Origin of the sequence: Nocardioides sp., assembly GCF_047607185.1 — a bacterium.
GTDB lineage: Bacteria > Actinomycetota > Actinomycetes > Propionibacteriales > Nocardioidaceae > Nocardioides.
In genome coordinates this window covers 1-17,353 of the sequence record NZ_JASGDQ010000034.1, presented here as the reverse complement: position 1 = coordinate 17,353, position 17,353 = coordinate 1, and the positions used below count along the sequence as shown (strand labels likewise).

Annotated in this window: 22 protein-coding genes; 16 read left to right on the top strand and 6 right to left on the bottom strand. The window is 70.1% G+C overall.

The genetic code is table 11. From position 1 onward, the window contains the following. Positions 1-19 precede the first annotated feature (19 nt). The 7 genes from atpA to QM595_RS03135 are packed head-to-tail and all read left to right on the top strand — an operon-like array spanning position 20 to position 6,259. Positions 20-1,660, top strand: coding sequence for a F0F1 ATP synthase subunit alpha (atpA, locus tag QM595_RS03165; RefSeq protein ID WP_415170072.1), 1,641 nt, complete (start codon positions 20-22; stop codon positions 1,658-1,660). Between the two features lie 3 nt (positions 1,661-1,663). Next, a complete protein-coding gene (locus QM595_RS03160) occupies positions 1,664-2,587 on the top strand; it encodes a F0F1 ATP synthase subunit gamma (protein WP_415170071.1) in 924 nt (307 codons plus the stop codon). A 20-nt stretch (positions 2,588-2,607) separates the two neighbouring features. After that, positions 2,608-4,068 (top strand): F0F1 ATP synthase subunit beta, encoded by a 1,461-nt coding sequence (gene atpD / locus QM595_RS03155; protein ID WP_415170070.1) that lies wholly within the window; start codon positions 2,608-2,610, stop codon positions 4,066-4,068. Continuing rightward, entirely contained in the window at positions 4,068-4,355 is a 288-nt protein-coding gene (locus tag QM595_RS03150; protein WP_415170069.1) for a F0F1 ATP synthase subunit epsilon, read from the top strand. The genes atpD and QM595_RS03150 overlap by 1 nt, the downstream gene beginning before the upstream one ends. An 18-nt stretch (positions 4,356-4,373) precedes the next feature. Then, positions 4,374-4,814, top strand: coding sequence for a DUF2550 domain-containing protein (locus tag QM595_RS03145; RefSeq protein WP_415170068.1), 441 nt, complete (start codon positions 4,374-4,376; stop codon positions 4,812-4,814). After that, positions 4,772-5,965 (top strand): MFS transporter, encoded by a 1,194-nt coding sequence (locus tag QM595_RS03140; RefSeq protein WP_415170067.1) that lies wholly within the window; start codon positions 4,772-4,774, stop codon positions 5,963-5,965. Before QM595_RS03145 ends, QM595_RS03140 begins: the two co-directional genes overlap by 43 nt. A 9-nt stretch (positions 5,966-5,974) precedes the next feature. Further along, positions 5,975-6,259 (top strand): SelT/SelW/SelH family protein, encoded by a 285-nt coding sequence (locus tag QM595_RS03135; protein WP_415170066.1) that lies wholly within the window; start codon positions 5,975-5,977, stop codon positions 6,257-6,259. A 106-nt stretch (positions 6,260-6,365) separates the two neighbouring features. Here QM595_RS03135 and QM595_RS03130 read toward each other — a convergent pair whose 3' ends face one another. Next, positions 6,366-6,941: a cob(I)yrinic acid a,c-diamide adenosyltransferase gene (locus tag QM595_RS03130; RefSeq protein ID WP_415170065.1), complete on the bottom strand. Its 576-nt coding sequence runs from the start codon at positions 6,939-6,941 to the stop codon at positions 6,366-6,368. Between the two features lie 147 nt (positions 6,942-7,088). Between QM595_RS03130 and QM595_RS03125 the strand changes: the two genes are divergently transcribed. The 4 genes from QM595_RS03125 to QM595_RS03110 all read left to right on the top strand — a co-directional run bounded on the left by QM595_RS03125 (position 7,089) and on the right by QM595_RS03110 (position 10,428). Next, a complete protein-coding gene (locus tag QM595_RS03125) occupies positions 7,089-7,388 on the top strand; it encodes an STAS domain-containing protein (RefSeq protein WP_415170064.1) in 300 nt (99 codons plus the stop codon). 58 nt (positions 7,389-7,446) lie between these two features. Then, on the top strand, positions 7,447-9,489 hold the full coding sequence (locus tag QM595_RS03120; RefSeq protein WP_415170063.1) for a protein meaA: 2,043 nt from the start codon (positions 7,447-7,449) through the stop codon (positions 9,487-9,489). Positions 9,490-9,646: 157 nt separating this feature from the next. Further along, the gene (locus QM595_RS03115) at positions 9,647-9,832 is read left to right on the top strand and encodes a hypothetical protein (protein ID WP_415170062.1); all 186 of its coding nucleotides are present in this window, start codon (positions 9,647-9,649) and stop codon (positions 9,830-9,832) included. Between the two features lie 71 nt (positions 9,833-9,903). Continuing rightward, positions 9,904-10,428: a ferritin gene (locus QM595_RS03110; RefSeq protein ID WP_415170061.1), complete on the top strand. Its 525-nt coding sequence runs from the start codon at positions 9,904-9,906 to the stop codon at positions 10,426-10,428. On the opposite strand, the gene QM595_RS03105 is transcribed toward QM595_RS03110, so the two are convergent. Continuing rightward, a complete protein-coding gene (locus QM595_RS03105; protein ID WP_415170060.1) occupies positions 10,429-10,776 on the bottom strand; it encodes a hypothetical protein in 348 nt (115 codons plus the stop codon). Positions 10,777-10,872: 96 nt separating this feature from the next. Here QM595_RS03105 and QM595_RS03100 point away from each other — a divergent pair, with 96 nt between their 5' ends. After that, entirely contained in the window at positions 10,873-11,529 is a 657-nt protein-coding gene (locus tag QM595_RS03100; RefSeq protein ID WP_415170059.1) for a glycerophosphodiester phosphodiesterase, read from the top strand. Here QM595_RS03100 and QM595_RS03095 read toward each other — a convergent pair. From QM595_RS03095 to nucS, 4 genes are read right to left on the bottom strand one after another with little or no spacing between them, the layout of a single operon-like run. Further along, positions 11,501-11,770 (bottom strand): hypothetical protein, encoded by a 270-nt coding sequence (locus QM595_RS03095; RefSeq protein ID WP_415170058.1) that lies wholly within the window; start codon positions 11,768-11,770, stop codon positions 11,501-11,503. The genes QM595_RS03100 and QM595_RS03095 overlap by 29 nt on opposite strands. Continuing rightward, positions 11,767-11,982, bottom strand: a complete 216-nt coding sequence (locus tag QM595_RS03090; protein ID WP_415170057.1) for a hypothetical protein — start codon at positions 11,980-11,982, stop codon at positions 11,767-11,769. Before QM595_RS03090 ends, QM595_RS03095 begins: the two co-directional genes overlap by 4 nt. A gap of 38 nt (positions 11,983-12,020) precedes the next feature. Continuing rightward, a complete protein-coding gene (locus QM595_RS03085; protein WP_415170056.1) occupies positions 12,021-12,578 on the bottom strand; it encodes a DUF952 domain-containing protein in 558 nt (185 codons plus the stop codon). Then, positions 12,578-13,276, bottom strand: coding sequence for an endonuclease NucS (gene nucS / locus QM595_RS03080; protein ID WP_415170055.1), 699 nt, complete (start codon positions 13,274-13,276; stop codon positions 12,578-12,580). The genes QM595_RS03085 and nucS overlap by 1 nt, the downstream gene beginning before the upstream one ends. Positions 13,277-13,362: 86 nt before the next feature. Here nucS and QM595_RS03075 point away from each other — a divergent pair, with 86 nt between their 5' ends. The 4 genes from QM595_RS03075 to QM595_RS03060 all read left to right on the top strand — a co-directional run bounded on the left by QM595_RS03075 (position 13,363) and on the right by QM595_RS03060 (position 17,220). Then, positions 13,363-14,442 carry a 3-hydroxyacyl-CoA dehydrogenase NAD-binding domain-containing protein gene (locus tag QM595_RS03075; RefSeq protein ID WP_415170054.1) on the top strand — a complete coding sequence of 360 codons (1,080 nt, stop codon included), beginning with the start codon at positions 13,363-13,365 and terminating at the stop codon, positions 14,440-14,442. 68 nt (positions 14,443-14,510) lie between these two features. Further along, a complete protein-coding gene (locus tag QM595_RS03070; RefSeq protein WP_415170053.1) occupies positions 14,511-15,485 on the top strand; it encodes a helix-turn-helix transcriptional regulator in 975 nt (324 codons plus the stop codon). A gap of 81 nt (positions 15,486-15,566) precedes the next feature. Beyond that, positions 15,567-16,361: a hypothetical protein gene (locus QM595_RS03065; protein ID WP_415170052.1), complete on the top strand. Its 795-nt coding sequence runs from the start codon at positions 15,567-15,569 to the stop codon at positions 16,359-16,361. 49 nt (positions 16,362-16,410) lie between these two features. Further along, positions 16,411-17,220: an alpha/beta fold hydrolase gene (locus tag QM595_RS03060; protein WP_415170051.1), complete on the top strand. Its 810-nt coding sequence runs from the start codon at positions 16,411-16,413 to the stop codon at positions 17,218-17,220. Positions 17,221-17,353: the final 133 nt, after the last annotated feature.

Sequence of the window (17,353 nt, the reverse complement as noted above, 5' to 3'; positions counted from 1 at the left end):
AAGAGAGAAGGCACCTGAGATGACGGAGCTGTCCATCCGTCCCGACGAGATCCGGGACGCGCTGAGCAAGTACGTCGCCGACTACAAGCCCGAGGCAGCCACCCGCGAGGAGGTCGGCACCGTCGCCCAGACCGCCGACGGCATCGCCCGCGTCAGCGGCCTGCCCTCCGCGATGGCCAACGAGCTGCTGGAGTTCGAGGACGGCACCCTGGGCCTGGCGCTCAACCTCGACACCCGCGAGATCGGCGTCGTGGTCCTCGGCGACTTCGACAAGATCGAGGAGGGCCAGACGGTCCGCCGCACCGGCGAGGTCCTCTCGGTGCCGGTCGGCGACGGCTACCTCGGCCGCGTCGTGGACCCGCTCGGCAACGCCATCGACGGCCTCGGCGAGATCGCCACCGTCGGCCGCCGCGCCCTCGAGCTGCAGGCCCCCGGCGTGATGGCGCGCAAGTCGGTCCACGAGCCGCTCGCCACCGGCATCAAGGCGATCGACTCGATGACCCCGATCGGCCGTGGCCAGCGCCAGCTGATCATCGGCGACCGCGCCACCGGCAAGACCACCGTCGCGATCGACACGATCATCAACCAGAAGCAGAACTGGGAGACCGGCGACCCCACCAAGCAGGTCCGCTGCATCTACGTCGCCATCGGCCAGAAGGGCTCCACCATCGCCTCGGTGCGCGGCGCCCTGGAGGAGGCCGGTGCGCTGGAGTACACCACCATCGTGGCCGCCCCGGCGTCCGACAGCGCCGGCTTCAAGTACCTCGCCCCTTACACCGGCTCGGCCATCGGCCAGCACTGGATGTACGACGGCAAGCACGTCCTGATCGTCTTCGACGACCTGACCAAGCAGGCCGAGGCCTACCGTGCGGTGTCGCTGCTGCTGCGCCGCCCGCCGGGCCGCGAGGCCTACCCGGGCGACGTCTTCTACCTGCACAGCCGGCTGCTGGAGCGCTGCGCGAAGCTCTCCGACGAGCTCGGCGCCGGCTCGATGACCGGCCTGCCGATCATCGAGACCAAGGCCAACGACGTCTCGGCGTTCATCCCGACCAACGTCATCTCCATCACCGACGGCCAGATCTTCCTGCAGTCCGACCTGTTCGCCGCCAACCAGCGCCCCGCCATCGACGTCGGCATCTCGGTCTCCCGCGTCGGCGGCGCCGCGATGACCAAGGCGATGAAGGCCGTCACCGGCTCGCTCAAGGTCGACCTGGCGCAGTTCCGGGCCATGGAGGCCTTCGCGATGTTCGCCTCCGACCTCGATGCCGCCTCCCGGCAGCAGCTCGACCGCGGCCAGCGGCTGATGGCGCTGCTCAAGCAGTCGGCCTACTCGCCCTACCCGGTCGAGGAGATGACCGTCTCGCTGTGGTTGGGCACGACCGGTCGGCTCGACCGGCTCCCGGTCGCCGACGTGCTCAAGTTCGAGCAGGAGTTCCTCGACTACCTCAGGCTGTCCAAGCCGGGCATCCTGAGCGCCATCGCGGAGAGCCTGAAGTTCGAGGACGCCACCGAGGCCGACCTGACCGCCGCCTACGACGACTTCCTGGGCCAGTTCGAGACCTCCGACGGCCAGTCCATCAAGCCCGGCTCCGAGAAGGCCGAGGCGCTGGAGGACGAGGACGTCGAGCAGGAGCAGATCGTCCGGCAGAAGCGGGGCTGACGGATGGCCGTATCGCTGCGCGAGTACCGCGCGCGGATCAAGTCGACGGAGTCGATGAAGAAGATCACGCGCGCCATGGAGCTCATCGCTGCGTCCCGGATCATCAAGGCGCAGCAGCGGGCCGGAGCGGCCGCGCCCTACGCCCGCGAGCTCACCCGAGCGGTCTCGGCCGTGGCGACGTTCTCCAACGTCGACCACGCGCTGACCACCGAGCCGGAGCGCTCCGACCGCGCCGCGGTGCTGGTCGTCACCAGCGACCGGGGCCTGGCCGGGGCCTACTCCTCCAGTGTGCTGCGCGAGGCGGAGGGGCTGATCGAGAAGCTGCGGGCCGAGGGCAAGCAGGTCGACCTCTACGTCTCCGGCCGCAAGGGCGAGGCCTACTACAAGTTCCGCGGCCGGCCCGTGACGCGGACCTGGACCGGGCACAGCGACCAGCCGACGTACGACGTCGCCGAGGAGATCGGCGAGACGCTGATCTCGGTCTTCATGGAGGGCCGCGGCATCGACGAGCCCGGTCAGGGCATCGACGAGGTCCACCTGGTCTTCACCCGGTTCCGGTCGATGCTGGTGCAGGAGCCGACCGCACTGCGGCTGCTGCCGCTGGAGGTCGTCGAGGGCGTCGAGCCGCCGGCCGAGAGCCATCTCCTGCCGCTCTACGAGTTCGAGCCGTCCCCGGAGGCGGTGCTCGACGGGCTGCTCCCGCAGTACGTCGTCAGCCGCATCTGGTACGCCCTGCTCCAGGCCGCCGCCTCCGAGCTGGCCGCTCGGCAGAAGGCGATGAAGTCCGCCACGGACAACGCCGAGGAGCTCATCAAGAAGTACACCCGGATCGCCAACCAGGCCCGCCAGGCTGGCATCACCCAGGAGATCAGCGAGATCGTCGGTGGTGTCAATGCCCTCGCTGACGCCAACGCTGGCTCTGACTGACCCGCCGACCCTGAAGAGAGTTGAGAGACATGACTGCAACCGCGACTGAGACCGCGCCGGTCTCCGAAGCCACCGGTCGCATCGTCCGGGTCATCGGCCCGGTCGTCGACGTGGAGTTCCCCACCGACGCGATGCCCGACATCTACAACAAGCTCGAGGCGACCGTGGAGATCGGCGGCGAGTCCTCCGTGCTGCCGCTCGAGGTCGCCCAGCACATCGGCGACGGCGTCGTCCGCGCCATCTCGCTGAAGCCGACCGACGGCCTGGTCCGCGGCGCCACCGTGACCAACACCGGCGGCCCGATCACGGTGCCGGTCGGCGATGTGACCCTCGGCCACGTCTTCAACGCCACCGGCGACGTGCTCAACCTCGCCGAGGGCGAGAAGCTGGAGATCACCGAGCGCTGGGGCATCCACCGCAAGGCGCCCGCGTTCGACCAGCTGGAGTCCAAGACCCAGATGTTCGAGACTGGCATCAAGGTCATCGACCTGCTCACGCCGTACGTCCAGGGTGGCAAGATCGGCCTGTTCGGCGGTGCCGGCGTCGGCAAGACCGTGCTCATCCAGGAGATGATCGCGCGTGTCGCCCGCAACCACGGCGGTGTCTCGGTCTTCGCCGGGGTGGGGGAGCGGACCCGTGAGGGCAACGACCTGATCGTCGAGATGCAGGAGGCCGGCGTCTTCGGCCAGACCGCGCTCGTCTTCGGCCAGATGGACGAGCCGCCGGGCACCCGGCTGCGCGTCGCGCTCTCCGCGCTGACCATGGCGGAGTACTTCCGCGACGTGCAGAAGCAGGACGTGCTGCTGTTCATCGACAACATCTTCCGGTTCACCCAGGCCGGCTCCGAGGTCTCCACGCTGCTGGGCCGGATGCCCTCGGCGGTGGGCTACCAGCCCAACCTCGCCGACGAGATGGGCACCCTGCAGGAGCGGATCACCTCGACCCGTGGTCACTCGATCACCTCGATGCAGGCGATCTACGTCCCCGCCGACGACTACACCGACCCGGCGCCGGCGACCACCTTCGCCCACCTCGACGCGACCACCGAGCTGTCCCGTGAGATCGCCTCGCTGGGCATCTACCCCGCGGTGGACCCGCTGACCTCGACCTCCCGGATCCTCGACCCGCAGTACATCGGTCAGGCCCACTACGACTGCGCGATCCGCATCAAGCAGATCCTGCAGCGCAACAAGGAGCTCCAGGACATCATCGCCATCCTCGGTGTCGACGAGCTCTCCGAGGAGGACAAGATCATCGTCTCCCGGGCCCGGCGCATCCAGCGGTTCCTGTCCCAGAACACCTACGTCGCGAAGCAGTTCACCGGCATCGAGGGCTCGACGGTCACGATCGGCGACACCATCGAGGCGTTCAACAAGATCGCCGACGGCGACTACGACCACGTCGCCGAGCAGGCGTTCTTCATGTGCGGTGGCCTCGACGACGTCGAGGCCAAGTGGGCCGAGATCCAGAAGAACCTCTGATGTCTCTCCATGTCGAGTTGGTCGCTGCCGACCGGGTCGTCTGGTCGGGCGAGGCGACCACGATCATCGCTCGCACCGTCGAGGGCGACGTGGGCATCCTGACCGGCCACGCGCCGCTGCTCTCGCTGCTCGCCGACGCCGTCGTCGAGATCGACGCGGTCGAGGGGACCACGGAGTTCTTCCACGTCGCGGGCGGGTTCGTCTCGGTCGCCGCCGACCGGGTCTCGATCCTCTCCGACGTCGTCACTCCTGCCGAGTCTCGCACGCTGGCGCCCACGGAGCACTGAGAAGGCGTTGTAACCAGGTTGGCGACATGGGAGTGGCTGCTTGACGGCATCGGCGTGCTGCTGGTCCTCGTCGTCTGCTACTTCGGCGCGCTCATGGTGCGCCGCCGCGCCATCGGACGGCACGGCGGCACCTTCGAGCTGAGTCACCGCGTCCGGGCCGGAAGGCCCGGGCGCGGTTGGTTTCTCGGCATCGGGCGCTACTCCGGCGAGACCCTGGAGTGGTTCCGGGTCTTCTCGCTCTCGCCGCGCCCGAAGCGCTCCTGGGAGCGCGCCCGGATGATCTACGACAGCAGCCGCACCCCCGAAGGCCAGGAGGCGATGGCGCTCTATCCCGGGCACGTGGTCGTCACCTGCCGGTACGCCGAGGTGCCAGTCGAGTTCGCCATGGCCCCGGCCTCGCTGACTGGCTTCCAGGCGTGGCTCGAGTCGCGACCCCCGGGAACCGACTGGTCCCGCTGACCGTGTTTCACGATGCTCCTCGCGTCCCGGTCGCGCTGGTCTTCGCACTCAACGGACTCCTCTTCGCGACGATCTTCTCCCGGCTGGCCGACGTCCGCACCGGCCTGGAGCTCTCCAACTCGGCGCTCGGCCTGCTGCTGCTGACCGGCTCGCTCGGCTCGATGTCGATGCTGCCGACCACCGGCCGGATCATCCAGCGGCTCGGACCGGCTGCCAGCGTCCGGGTCGGCGCCGCCGCGGTCGGCCTCGGCATGGTGGTGACCGCGGTCGGCGTGGGACCGCTCTCCTCACGTCTCGTGACCGGGGTCGCGCTGTTCTGCTACGGCGCCGGGGTCTCGCTGTGGGACGTCGCGATGAACGTCGAGGGCGCCGAGGTCGAGCGGCGGCTGGGCCGCACCATCATGCCCCGGTTCCACGCCGCCTGGAGCGGTGGCTCGATCCTGGGCAGCGGCCTGGGCATTCCGATGGCGGCCGGCCACGTGCCGCTGCTGGTCCACTGTCTGGTCGTCACGGTGCCGGTGCTCCTCGCCACCTCGCGGGTCTCCCGTTCCTTCCTCCCCGCGGCGGCCTCGCCCGGCGCCGAGGGACCGAAGGCGTCCGCCTGGCGAGAGCCGCGCACGCTGCTGATCGGCCTGATGGTGCTCTGCTTCGCCACCGTCGAGGGCACGGCCAACGACTGGCTCTCGCTCGCCGTCATCGACGGCTATGACACCCCGCACTGGGTCGGCGTCACCGGCTTCGCCACCTTCGTGGCCGCGATGACCGCCGGCCGGCTGCTGGGACCGTTCCTGCTCGACAAGGTCGGCAGGCCCGCTGCCCTGTGGGCCTCCTGCGCCGCCGCCGCCGCCGGCGTACTGCTCGCCGTCTTCGGCGGCTCGCTGCCGGTGGCGCTGATCGGCGTCGTCATCTGGGGACTCGGCGCCGCGCTCGGCTTCCCGGTCGGCATGAGCGCCGCCGCCGACGACCCCGCCCGCGCCGCTGCCCGGGTCTCGGTGGTCGCCACCATCGGCTACGCCGCCTTCCTGGGTGGCCCGCCGCTGCTCGGGATGCTCGGCGACGCCATAGGCACGCTCCACGCCATCACCGTGGTCGCCATCCTGATGGTCCCCGCTGCGATCTCGGTCCTCGCCGCCCGGCCGAGCCGCTCGTAGGGTGACTGCATGGCCCGCGTCCTGATCAGCTACTGCACGCAATGCCGATGGCAGCTGCGGGCGATGTGGTACGCCGGCGAGCTGCTGCAGACCTTCGAGGCCGAACTCGACGAGGTGGTGCTGCGGCCGGCCACCGGCGGCATGTTCCGCATCGAGGTGACCGTTGCCGGCGTCGAGACGCCGGTATGGAACCGCAAGCGCGACGGCGGCTTCCCGGAGATCACCGAGCTCAAGCGACGGGTGCGCGACCTGGTGGCGCCGGAGCGGTCGCTCGGCCACCTCGACCGAGACTGAATGCGCTGGCATGGGGCCGACATCGCCCTCGCCTCACTGTGCCCAGGCCGGAGGATCGCTCGCCCCCGAGCGTCTGGTCGGGTAGCGACCTGTGTTCGTCCCTCACTCAGGATCGCTCCCCTCCGGGCACCCACAGCACGTCGCCGTTCTCGCGGTTCTCGTAGCGAGCCAGGATGAACAGCAGATCGGAGAGCCGGTTGAGGTAGGTGATCGCGAGCTTGTTCATGGTCTCGCTGTGCACCTCCCAAGCCGCCCAGGCCGCCTGCTCGGCTCGTCGCATCACGGTCCGTGAGACATGGAGGTGCGCAGCCGCCACGGTGCCGCCGTTGAGGATGAACGAGCGCAGCTTCGGCAGCGGCTCGTTGAAGTGGTCGCACCAGCCCTCGAGCCGGTCGACGTAGTCCTGCTCGACCCGCAGCTGCGGAAACTCGGGGTTGGCCACGACGGGGGTCGCCAGGTCCGCGCCGACGTCGAACAGGTCGTTCTGCACCCGGGTCAGCACCCGCTCGACGTCGGACTCCAGCGTCGAGGTGGCGAGCACGACCCCGATCGTCGCGTTCGCCTCGTCGACCTGCCCGTAGGCGGCCAGTCGCAGATCGGTCTTGGTGGTCTCGCTCAGGTCGCCGAGCCGGGTCGATCCGGCGTCGCCGGTGCGGGTGTAGATGCGGGTGAGGTTGACCATGGCGGCCAGCCTAACGGGCGACAGAGTCTCCACGGCGTGGTATCAGACGCAACCGAATCGCCCTCCTCGGCGTCATAGAGGGTGAGCGGGCCGTGCCGTCGGGTGGTTGCGGCCCGCTCACCAGAGCACCCGACGAGGGGAGCAGAGATGGACATCGTCACCGACGGGCCGGTGCTGGTCCTGGCCGGCTACTTCGACGTGCGCAGCACCTGGGAGGTGCGCAACGCGCTGCACGACCGGCTGGCCCGCTTCGACGACGTGGTGGTCGACCTGACCGCGGTGGACGCCGTCGACCTGACTGCCCTCAACGTGCTCGCGGCCGCGACCTACCGGGCACAGACACAGAGTCGCCGCGTCACGTTGCGAGGCTGCGGCCCCGCAGTGCGGCGGATGCTCCACCTCACCCGGCTCTCCCGGGTAGTGGAGGTCGAGCGGGTTCCCGCGTGACATCTTCCACACGCGCGGCGGTTACTAACTCCTAACCGAGGTCCTACTCTCAGGTCTTATGGCTGAGAAGGACCGTACCCCCAAAGATCGCCCTTGGGTGATGAGGACGTACGCCGGGCACTCGACTGCCGAGGCGTCGAACGCGCTCTACCGCACCAACCTCGCGAAGGGGCAGACCGGCCTCTCGGTCGCCTTCGACCTGCCCACGCAGACCGGCTACGACCCCGACAGCCCGCTCGCCAGGGGCGAGGTCGGCAAGGTCGGCGTACCGGTGCAACACCTCGGTGAGATGCGCAAGCTCTTCGACCAGATCCCGCTGGTCGAGATGAACACCTCCATGACCATCAACGCCACCGCGATGTGGCTGCTGGCGCTTTACCAGGTGGTCGCCGAGGAGCAGGCGGAGCTATCGGAGGCGGGGGGCGTCGACCCATCGGAGGTCGCCCAGCAGCTCGCGGGCACCACGCAGAACGACATCATCAAGGAGTACCTCTCCCGCGGGACCTACGTCTTCCCGCCGGAGCACTCGCTGCGGCTGATCAGCGACATGATCGCCTACACGGTCAACCACATCCCGAAGTGGAACCCCATCAACATCTGCAGCTACCACCTGCAGGAGGCCGGCGCCACGCCGGTGCAGGAGATCGCCTACGCGATGTGCACCGCGATCGCGGTCCTGGACGCGGTCAAGGCGGCCGGCCAGGTCTCGGAGGAGGACTTCGGCAAGGTCGTCGGCCGGATCTCCTTCTTCGTCAACGCCGGCGTGCGGTTCATCGAGGAGATGTGCAAGATGCGCGCCTTCGTGGAGCTGTGGGACGAGCTGACCCGCGACCGCTACGGCGTCACCGACGAGAAGATGCGCCGGTTCCGCTACGGCGTCCAGGTCAACAGCCTGGGCCTGACCGAGCCGCAGCCGGAGAACAACGTGCAGCGCATCGTGCTGGAGATGCTCGCCGTCACGCTGTCGAAGAGGGCCCGCGCCCGGGCCGTGCAGCTGCCCGCCTGGAACGAGGCGCTCGGCCTGCCGCGGCCCTGGGACCAGCAGTGGTCGCTGCGGCTGCAGCAGGTGCTCGCCTTCGAGTCCGACCTGCTGGAGTACGACGACATCTTCGACGGCTCGCCGGTCATCGAGGCCAAGGTCCGCGAGCTGGTCGACGGCGCCAAGGCCGAGATCGACCGGGTGCAGGCCATGGGGGGCGCCATCGCCGCCGTCGACTCCGGCTACATGAAGTCCGAGCTGGTCTCCTCCCATGCGCTGCGCCGAGCCCGCATCGAGTCCGGCGACGAGGTGGTCGTCGGCATCAACAAGTTCACCACCACCGAGCCCTCACCCCTGACGGCCAACCTCGACGACGCCATCATGACCGCCGACCCCGAGGCCGAGGCCACCGCCATCGCCTCGCTCGAGGCCTGGCGGGCGCAGCGCGACCAGGCCGCCGTCGACGAGGCCCTGGCCGCGCTCGCGACCGCGGCCAAGACCGACCAGAACCTGATGCCCTACACCCTCGCCGCCGCCCGCGCCGGCGCGACCACAGGGGAGTGGGCGCAGACGCTGCGCGACGTCTTCGGCGAGTTCCGGGCACCGACCGGGGTCGCCGGCGCCGTCGGGGTGGCGGAGGCCGGCGACGAGCTGACCAAGGTCCGGCAGCGGGTCAAGGCCACCGCCGAGGAGCTGAGCGGGATCGAGGGGAGCGGCCGGCTGCGCGTGCTGATCGGCAAGCCGGGACTCGACGGCCACTCCAATGGCGCCGAGCAGATCGCCGTACGGGCTCGCGACGCCGGCTTCGAGGTCATCTACCAGGGCATCCGACTCACCCCCGAGCAGATCGTCGCCGCCGCCGTCGCCGAGGACGTCCACCTGGTCGGCCTCTCGATCCTCTCCGGCTCCCACATGGAGCTGGTGCCGGACGTGCTCGAGGCGATGCGGCAGTCCGGCATCGGCGACGTGCCGGTCATCGTCGGCGGCATCATCCCCGAGTCGGACGCCGGCAAGCTCAAGGAGCTGGGAGTCGCCGCCGTCTACACCCCGAAGGACTTCGGGCTCACCGAGATCATGGACGGCTTTGTCGATGTAATCCGGGCAGCCAACGGCCTGGGGTGAGGTTGACAGGGACGGGCTGTGTTGGATCGTAATCCGGGCAGCCAACGGCCTGGGGTGAGGTCGACAGGGGCGGGCTGTGTTGGATCGTGATCCGGGCAGCCAACGGCCTCGCCTGAGGCGTAGGTAAGGCTTTCCTTCATGGTGTAACCTGCGAACCGTGGCGAAGAAGCCGAAGGTGCCGAAGACGAAGTGCTGCGTCTCCAAGAGCAAGTGCGGCCGCTGCCCGCTCCGGATGCTCAAGGAGGGCACTCTGCCCGACGGTCTGACGGTGAAGCGACGCCAGCTGGTCCGGGCCAAGGACGGCAAGCCGGTCAAGAAGAAGGACCTCAAGACCGCCGCCTGACGATCGGGAGCGCGAATGCGGCATGATGGCCGTGATCCACAGTCCCGACATCGAGCGACAGGAGTCCGCGCGTGCCCGCTGAGCGATTCGTCAAGCAGCTCAACGCCCAGATCGCCAACGAGCTGGCCTCGCACAACCAGTACCTCGCCTGCGCCGTCTACTACGACGCGCTGACGCTGCCGCAGATGGCGGCGTTCTTCTACCGGCAGGCCGCCGAGGAGCGCGAGCACGCGCTGATGATGGTGCAGTACCTCCTCGACACCGACGCCGCCGTCGAGATCGGCGCCGTCCCAGCCGCCGTCTCCACCTTCGCCGACGTGGTCGCGCCGGTCTCGCTGGCGCTGGAGCAGGAGCGACGGGTCACCGCCCAGATCAACGAGCTCTACAAGATCGCCCGCGAGGAGGTCGATTTCGCCTCCGAGCAGTTCATGACCTGGTTCATCAAGGAGCAGGTCGAGGAGGTCGCCACGATGAGCGACCTGCTCGCCGTGGTCACCCGCAACCAGGACGACGTAGAGCAGATCGAGGAGTACGTCGCTCGCGAGGTCGGCGCCAATGGCACCGACCCCACCGCCCCCAAGGCCGCCGGCGCCTGATCAGGAGGCTTCGGGCAGCCGCCGCAGCACCTCGGCGAGCACGCTCCGGATGTCGCTCAGATTCGCGTCGATGCCGTCGAGCCGGCCGTCGATGCCGTCGAGCCGGCCGTCCATGGCGTCGAGCCGGCCGTCCATGGCGTCGAGCCGGCCGTCCATGGCGTCGAGCCGGCCGTCCATGGCGTCGAGCCGGCTGTCGATGGCCGCCAGGCGGCCGTTCACCTCGCGACGGAAGGTGGTGATGCGGCGGGTGAGTCGTCGTTCGACGCCTTGGACGTGCTCGACCAAGAAGTCGACGTCCCCGCGAAGCTGGGTGATGCGACGCTCGTGCTCCTCGGGTTGAGTGGTCATGGCTCCTCCTGGTGGTCCGAGATCAGGGTGACAGGCTAGGCACGTCGCTCGCCGCCTCGCCACCGACCGATCGTGATCTGTGGATAACGTGTGACCGTGGCGATGGTGAGCGCGCACCGGGTGGAGAGCCCGGCGGCGCTGCAGGCGGCGCTGGCGCTCGACGTGGAGTTCGTCGAGCTCGACGTGCGTCCCGGGACGGCCGGCGCGCTGGTGGTCGCGCACGACGAGCCGGGACTCGACAGCCTGGACTACGTGGAGGCGCTGGTCGCGATCGCTGCTGCCGGCAAGCGAGCCCACCTCGACCTGAAGACCACCGGCCGGGAGATCGAGGCGGTGGATCGCGCCGTGGCGCTGCTCGGCGCCGACCGCGTCGTGGTGACCACGGGAGAGGACGACTCGGTGCGGATGGTGCGAGCCTGGGCGCAGCACCGTCACCCGGACCTGCTGGTGGGGCTCTCCTTCGGCCGGAGCTGGGAGGGCCTGGCCCTCGGCGCGCTGGTCAGGCAGCTGGTCTCCGAGCTCTTCCCGGACCGCCGGATGAGGGAGTCGGGGGCGAACCTGGTGGTCGCCCACCGGCGGCTCGCGCGACTGACCGTGGCCGGCTATGCCAGCCGTCGCGGTCTGCCGCTGCTGGTCTGGACCGTCGACACCGACGTCGAGCTGCGGCTGTGGCTACGGCGTGCCTGGCTGGTCACCACCAACCGACCGGAGGCGGCGCTGGCGATCAGGAGCGAGGCCGCAGCAGCCGGGTGAGCGGCGTGACCACCGCCATTACCGCCGCCAACAGGAAGGCCGTCCGGGCGAACGCATGGTCGGCGTCGAAGCCGAAGTAGATCGACCCGACGACCGCTGACCCGAAGCCGAGGCCGGCCTGCGCAGCTGGCACCACACCAGTATGGTAGCCGCCATCGGTACGGCTGACCCGGCAGGCCCAGGTCCAGAGCGGCCAGCCGGTGGCGCGCCCCTCGGTGAGGGGCAGGATCAGCAGCGTCATGGTGGCGCCGAGCAGCGCCGCGCCGCCCCAGTCCAGCGCCCGGGCAGATGATGCCCCTCCGTGTTGGAGTGGATGCTGGCGAGCACCTGCGGGGCGAGCATGGCCGCCGAGAGGCCCTGGACGAACCGCGCCGCGACCAGCTGTCCGGGGCTCTGCGCCGCGGCACACAGCAGACTGGTGACCGCGAAGAGACCCAAGCCGACGAGGAGCATCCGCTTGCGGCCGTGCGAGTCGCCGAGTTCCGCGCAGATCAGCCCAGGCGTCGCGAGCGGGCCCGGCCGAGCCGGACGACGACCACCACGCCCAGCACGAAGCCGAGCAGCGCGCCGAGCAGCGCCCAGTCCTGGCCGAGCCAGGCCCGCACGATCAGCAGCCCGACGGCGATGAGCGCCATCAGCAGCAGCGCCATCGCCATCCGGAAGGCGATCTCGCCGATCAGCGCCCGGCGGAACTCGGCCTCTGTCGGCGGGGCGGGGAATTGGGCGGTGGGTTGGGCGGCGGGTGCCAGCGGTACGGCGGCCACCACCGCGTCCGGGTTGAGCGGACCGTAGATGTGCGGGAACGTCTCCTCCCCGACCGGGTCCTCCCGCCACGGCGAGGTGAGCAGGTCGGTGTCGATCGTGAGCAGCACCAGCGGCTCGGTGACACCGGCGTAGAACCGTTGCCGCACGCCCTCCCACTGGTCCTCGCGGGAGGCGTGGATGAACCCCTCGTCGGCCAGCGAGCGGCCGAGCGTCGAGGTGACGTAGAAGCCGGAGCGTTGTGCGGCCTCCCACTCCGAGGCGAGCGCGATGTGGAGGATCCGCATCAGAACAGCCGGTCCTCGCCGGTGTCGAGACCGCGCAGCAGGTCGTAGTCCACGATTGCGCAGGCGATGCCGCGGTCGGTGGCCAGCACTCGGGCCTGTGGCTTGATCTCCTGGGCGGCGAAGATGCCGCGCACCGGGCCGCCGCTGGTGAGCAGCGGGTCGCGGTTGAGCAACTCGAGATAGCGGGTCAGCTGCTCGACGCCGTCGATCTCGCCGCGGCGCTTGATCTCGACGGCGACCGAGAGGCCGTCGGCGTCGCGGCACATCAGGTCGACCGGTCCGATCGCGGTGGGGAACTCGCGTCGTACCAGCGTCAGGCCGGGGGAGAGGGTGGCGGGGTGCTCGGCGAGCAGTTCCTGAAGGTGCTTCTCGACACCGTCCTTGCGTAGGCCCGGGTCGACGCCGAGGTCGTGGGAGGTGTCGTGGTGGATCTCCTCGATGAGGATCCGCAGCGTGTCGTCGGGCCCCTTGGAGGTGCTCTTGGAGGTGACGGTCCACTCCGCCCGGCCGTCCTCAGCCACGTCCTCGCGCAGCACGCACGGCGGCGACATCCAGTTGAGCGGCTTGTAGGAGCCACCGTCGGAGTGGATCAGCACCGAGCCGTCGGCCTTGAGCATCAGGACCCGGGTAGCCATCGGCAGGTGTGCGGTCAGGCGCCCGGCATAGTCCACCTGGCAGGTTGCGACGACGAGTCTCACAGCCGCACACCCTAGCCGCGCCCCCGGGCGTGACGTCCGTCACGCCAGGTGACTGATGGGTAACTTGCCTGTCAGACTGTGCGCCCATGACGCCGAGTGAGATCGCCGACTCCCTGCTGCTGCCCTACCTCGAACATGCCCGGCGCATGTTCGAGTCCGGCTACGCCACCGCCGAGGACATCGACAACGCGATGCGCTTCGGCTGTGGCTATCCGGCCGGCCCGCTGGCCACCGCCGCCGACCGGGGCCTGTTCACCCCGCCGCCGGTTGCCGGTGAGGAGCGGACCGAGCCGAGGCTCCACCAGGAGATCTCCCGGGTCGGCGTGGTCGGCACCGGCACCATGGCGACAGGCATCGTCCAGGTGTTCGCCAGCTCCGGCTACGACGTGGTCTACGTCGGCCGTACCCAGGACAAGGTGCTCGGCGTTCGGGCCGCCATCGAGAGGTCGCTGGACCGACTGGTCGAGAAGGGCAGGCTCGACGCGGATGGCCGATCCTCGGTGCTGGACCGGCTCATCGAGTCCACCGAGCGTGAGGCGCTGGCCGACGTCGACATCGTCATCGAGGCGATCGCCGAGGACCTGGCGGTCAAGACCGAGCTCTACCGCGACCTCGACCGGATCGCACGGAATCCGCTGACGGGGCGCGGCGCCATCCTGGCCACCACGACCTCCTCGATGCCGATCACCAGGCTGGCCGAGGTCACCAGCCGCCCCGGTGACGTCATCGGTATGCACTTCTTCAACCCGGCCCCGGTGATGAAGCTGGTGGAGATCGTCACCACCGAGCTGACCAGCCCCGAGGTTGACGAGACGGTCAAGGCGCTGACCGCGCAGGTCGGCAAGGTCGGCGTCTCCTGTGGGGACCGTGCCGGCTTCATCGTCAACTGCCTGCTCTTTCCCTACCTCAACGACGCCGTGAGGCTGCTGGAGTCCGGCGCCGCGTCGATGACCGAGATCGACGACGCGGTCAAGGCCGAGCTGGGGTTCCCGATGGGGCCCTTCGAGTTGCTCGACGTGGTCGGCAACGACGTGTCGCTGGCGATCGAGCAGGAGCTGTTCAACGAGTTCGGCGAGCCCGCCTTCGCCCCGGCCAAGCTCCTGGAGCAGAAGGTGGCCGCCGGGGAGCTCGGCCGCAAGACCAGGATCGGCTTCCACGCCTACTGACGACCCGAGGCCAGGATGGGGCCGGTTTGCGGACCGGATCTGTCCGCCCGATGCACCATGATGGGGACATGGCGGCGAGTGACAGCACAGTCGGTACGACGGAGCGCGTGCTGCGCCTGCTGGCGCTGCTGCAGCAGCGGCCGGTGTGGACCGGGCCCGAGCTCGCCGAGCGACTGAGCGTGACCACCCGGAGCATCCGGCGCGACGTGGAGCGACTGCGGGCGCTGGGCTATCCGGTCAATGCGGCACAGGGCGTCGGCGGCGGCTACCAGCTGGGCGCCGGCAAGGCGCTGCCGCCGCTGTTGCTCGACGACGAGGAGGCCATCGCGACCGCGGTCTCGCTCCGGCTGGCCGCCGGCGGCACCGTGGCCGGAGCCAGCGAGGCCGCCGTCCGCACGCTGGCCAAGCTCGACCAGGTGCTGCCGACCAGGCTGCGCGCCGAGATCCGCGCTCTCCACGACGCCATCGCCACTCTCGACGGCGCCCGCATCGAGGTCGACGCCGACGCGCTGCTGTGCCTGGCGAAGGCCAGCCGCGACCGGCTCCGGGTGGAGTTCGGCTACTCCGACCGCGCCGGCGCCACCACTCAGCGCCGTGCCGAACCCTACCAGCTGGTCGCCACCGGCCGCCGGTGGTACCTCATGGCCTACGACCTCGACCGCGACGACTGGCGCACCTTTCGCCTCGACCGGCTGGCCGCGGTCAGAGTGACGACCTGGCGGTTCGTCGCCCGCGAGCACGAGGATCCGGTCGCATTCGTGCAGCGGGCGATCTCCACCGGCGGCTATCCCCACCAGGCCAAGGTGGTGCTCCACCTCGACGCCGAGGCGGCCCGGGAGCGCACCCTGCCCTCCTACGGTCGGATCGAGCCGCTGGGTCCCGGGCGCTGCCTGCTGACGACGGGCGGCGAGCTCGACTGGCTGGCCGCCAATCTGAGCTGGCTCGGCTGCGACTTCGAGGTGCTGGAGCCCGCCGAGCTCAAGGAGTCGGTCGCCACCCTCGGCCGCCGGCTGGTCGCCGCCGCCAACCTGCCGACCGACTGAGAACGTGGGCTGAGCCCAACCCCTGGCCGCGTCACAGCCATCTCACAGAAGCGATTCAGCAGCCCGACGTAGGCTCGGGGCATGCCCGGAATCGTCATCCTGCTTCTCGTCATCGCCGCCATTGCCGCAGTCGTGGTGGCCTCGCGCAACGGCACGAAGCGCGAGCTGGCCCGCCAGCAGGCCGAGCTCGCGCCCGTGAAGCGGCTCGCTTCTGAGGACGTCACCGCGCTCGGCGAGGAGTTGCGCCGGCTCGACGACGACCTTGCCGGCGTCCAGCTCGACGAGGGGATGCGCGCCGACTACCACCGGGCGCTGGACGCCTACGAGGCCGCCGGCACCTCCCAGGAGGCGATGGCCAAGCCCGAGGACATCGCCCACGTGACCTCGATCGTGGAGGACGGCCGCTATGCGGTCGAGTGCGTGCGCGCCCGGGCCAAGGGTGAGCCGCTGCCGGTCAAGCGGGCGCCCTGCTTCTTCGACCCGCGCCACGGCACCTCCAAGGAGGACGTGCCGTGGACCTTCCCCGACGGCACCGTCAAGCAGGTGCCCGCCTGTGCGCTCGACGTCGACCGGCTCCGGGTCGGTGCGGCGCCGGACATCCGCCAGGTCATGGTCGGTCCGCAGCGGGTGCCCTACTGGCAGGGTGGCCGCGCCTACCAGCCCTACGCGCGGGGCTACTTCGGCGGCTTCGGCCCGATGGAGTGGCTCTTCGTGGGACTCTTCGCCGACGACATCCTGTGGGGCCTCGGTGGGCTCGCGGCGGGCGTGGGCGAGGGTCTGGGCGACGTCATCGGCGGGCTCGGGGAGGGCATCGGCGACGTGTTCGGCGGTATCGGCGACGGCATCGGCGACATGTTCGACGGCTTCGACCTCTGACCGGAGACCTTCGCGGAGAGGGTGGCGGCGGGCCCAGTAGCCTGGGCCGGTGACCCTGAACACCCTCGCCCTCGGCGAGTCCGGCAGCCGGGTCGTCTTCCTGCACGGGCTGTTCGGCCAGGGTCGCAACTGGAGCACCATCGGCCGCGCCCTCGCGGACCGGCACCGAGTGACGCTCGTCGACCTGCCCAACCACGGCCGCTCGCCGTGGACCGAGCAGGTCGACTACGTCGACATGGCCGAGCAGGTCGCCGGGCTGCTCTCCGCCGACGACCCGGTCACGCTGGTCGGCCACTCGATGGGCGGCAAGGTCGCGATGGTGCTCGCGCTGCGCCACCCCGAGCTGGTCACCCGGCTGGTGGTCGCCGACATCTCGCCGGTCGACTACGGCGAGGAGCATGACGCCTCCGGGTCACCCGGCGGCGTGCTCCGCTACGCCCGGGTGCTGCTCGACCTCGACCTCACCGGCGTCACTCGCCGCGAGCAGGCGGACGAGTTGCTGCGGCCGGCCGAGTCCGACGCCACCATCAGGTCGTTCCTGCTGCAGAACCTCCACCGCGACGCCCGCCCCGACGGACCCAGCGGCTGGCGCTGGGCGGCGAACCTCGCCGCCGTGGTCCGCGACGGCCGTGCCCTGTCCGGCTGGCCTGCCGTGGCGGTCGCAGGCAGGACGTACGACGGCCCGGTGCTGTGGCTGGCCGGCGAGCGCTCCGGCTACGTCCGCGAGGAGTTCGCGCCCGCGATGAGGCGGCTGTTCCCGCACTACCGCAAGGTCGTCCTCAAGGGCGCCGGCCACTGGCTGCACTCCGAGCGGCCGGAGGTCTTCCTGGCGGTGCTGCGGCGATTCCTCGGGGACTGACCGGGCCGCTAGTGGTCGTCTCCGGAAGTTCGTCCCGGGTCTGCGCGGCCCAGGCACACCCATCGCGGCGTTGGCGCCGCTCGGAAGACGCCCGGTATGCCGTCGCGACGCCGCCTTGCGCTGCGCGCACCTG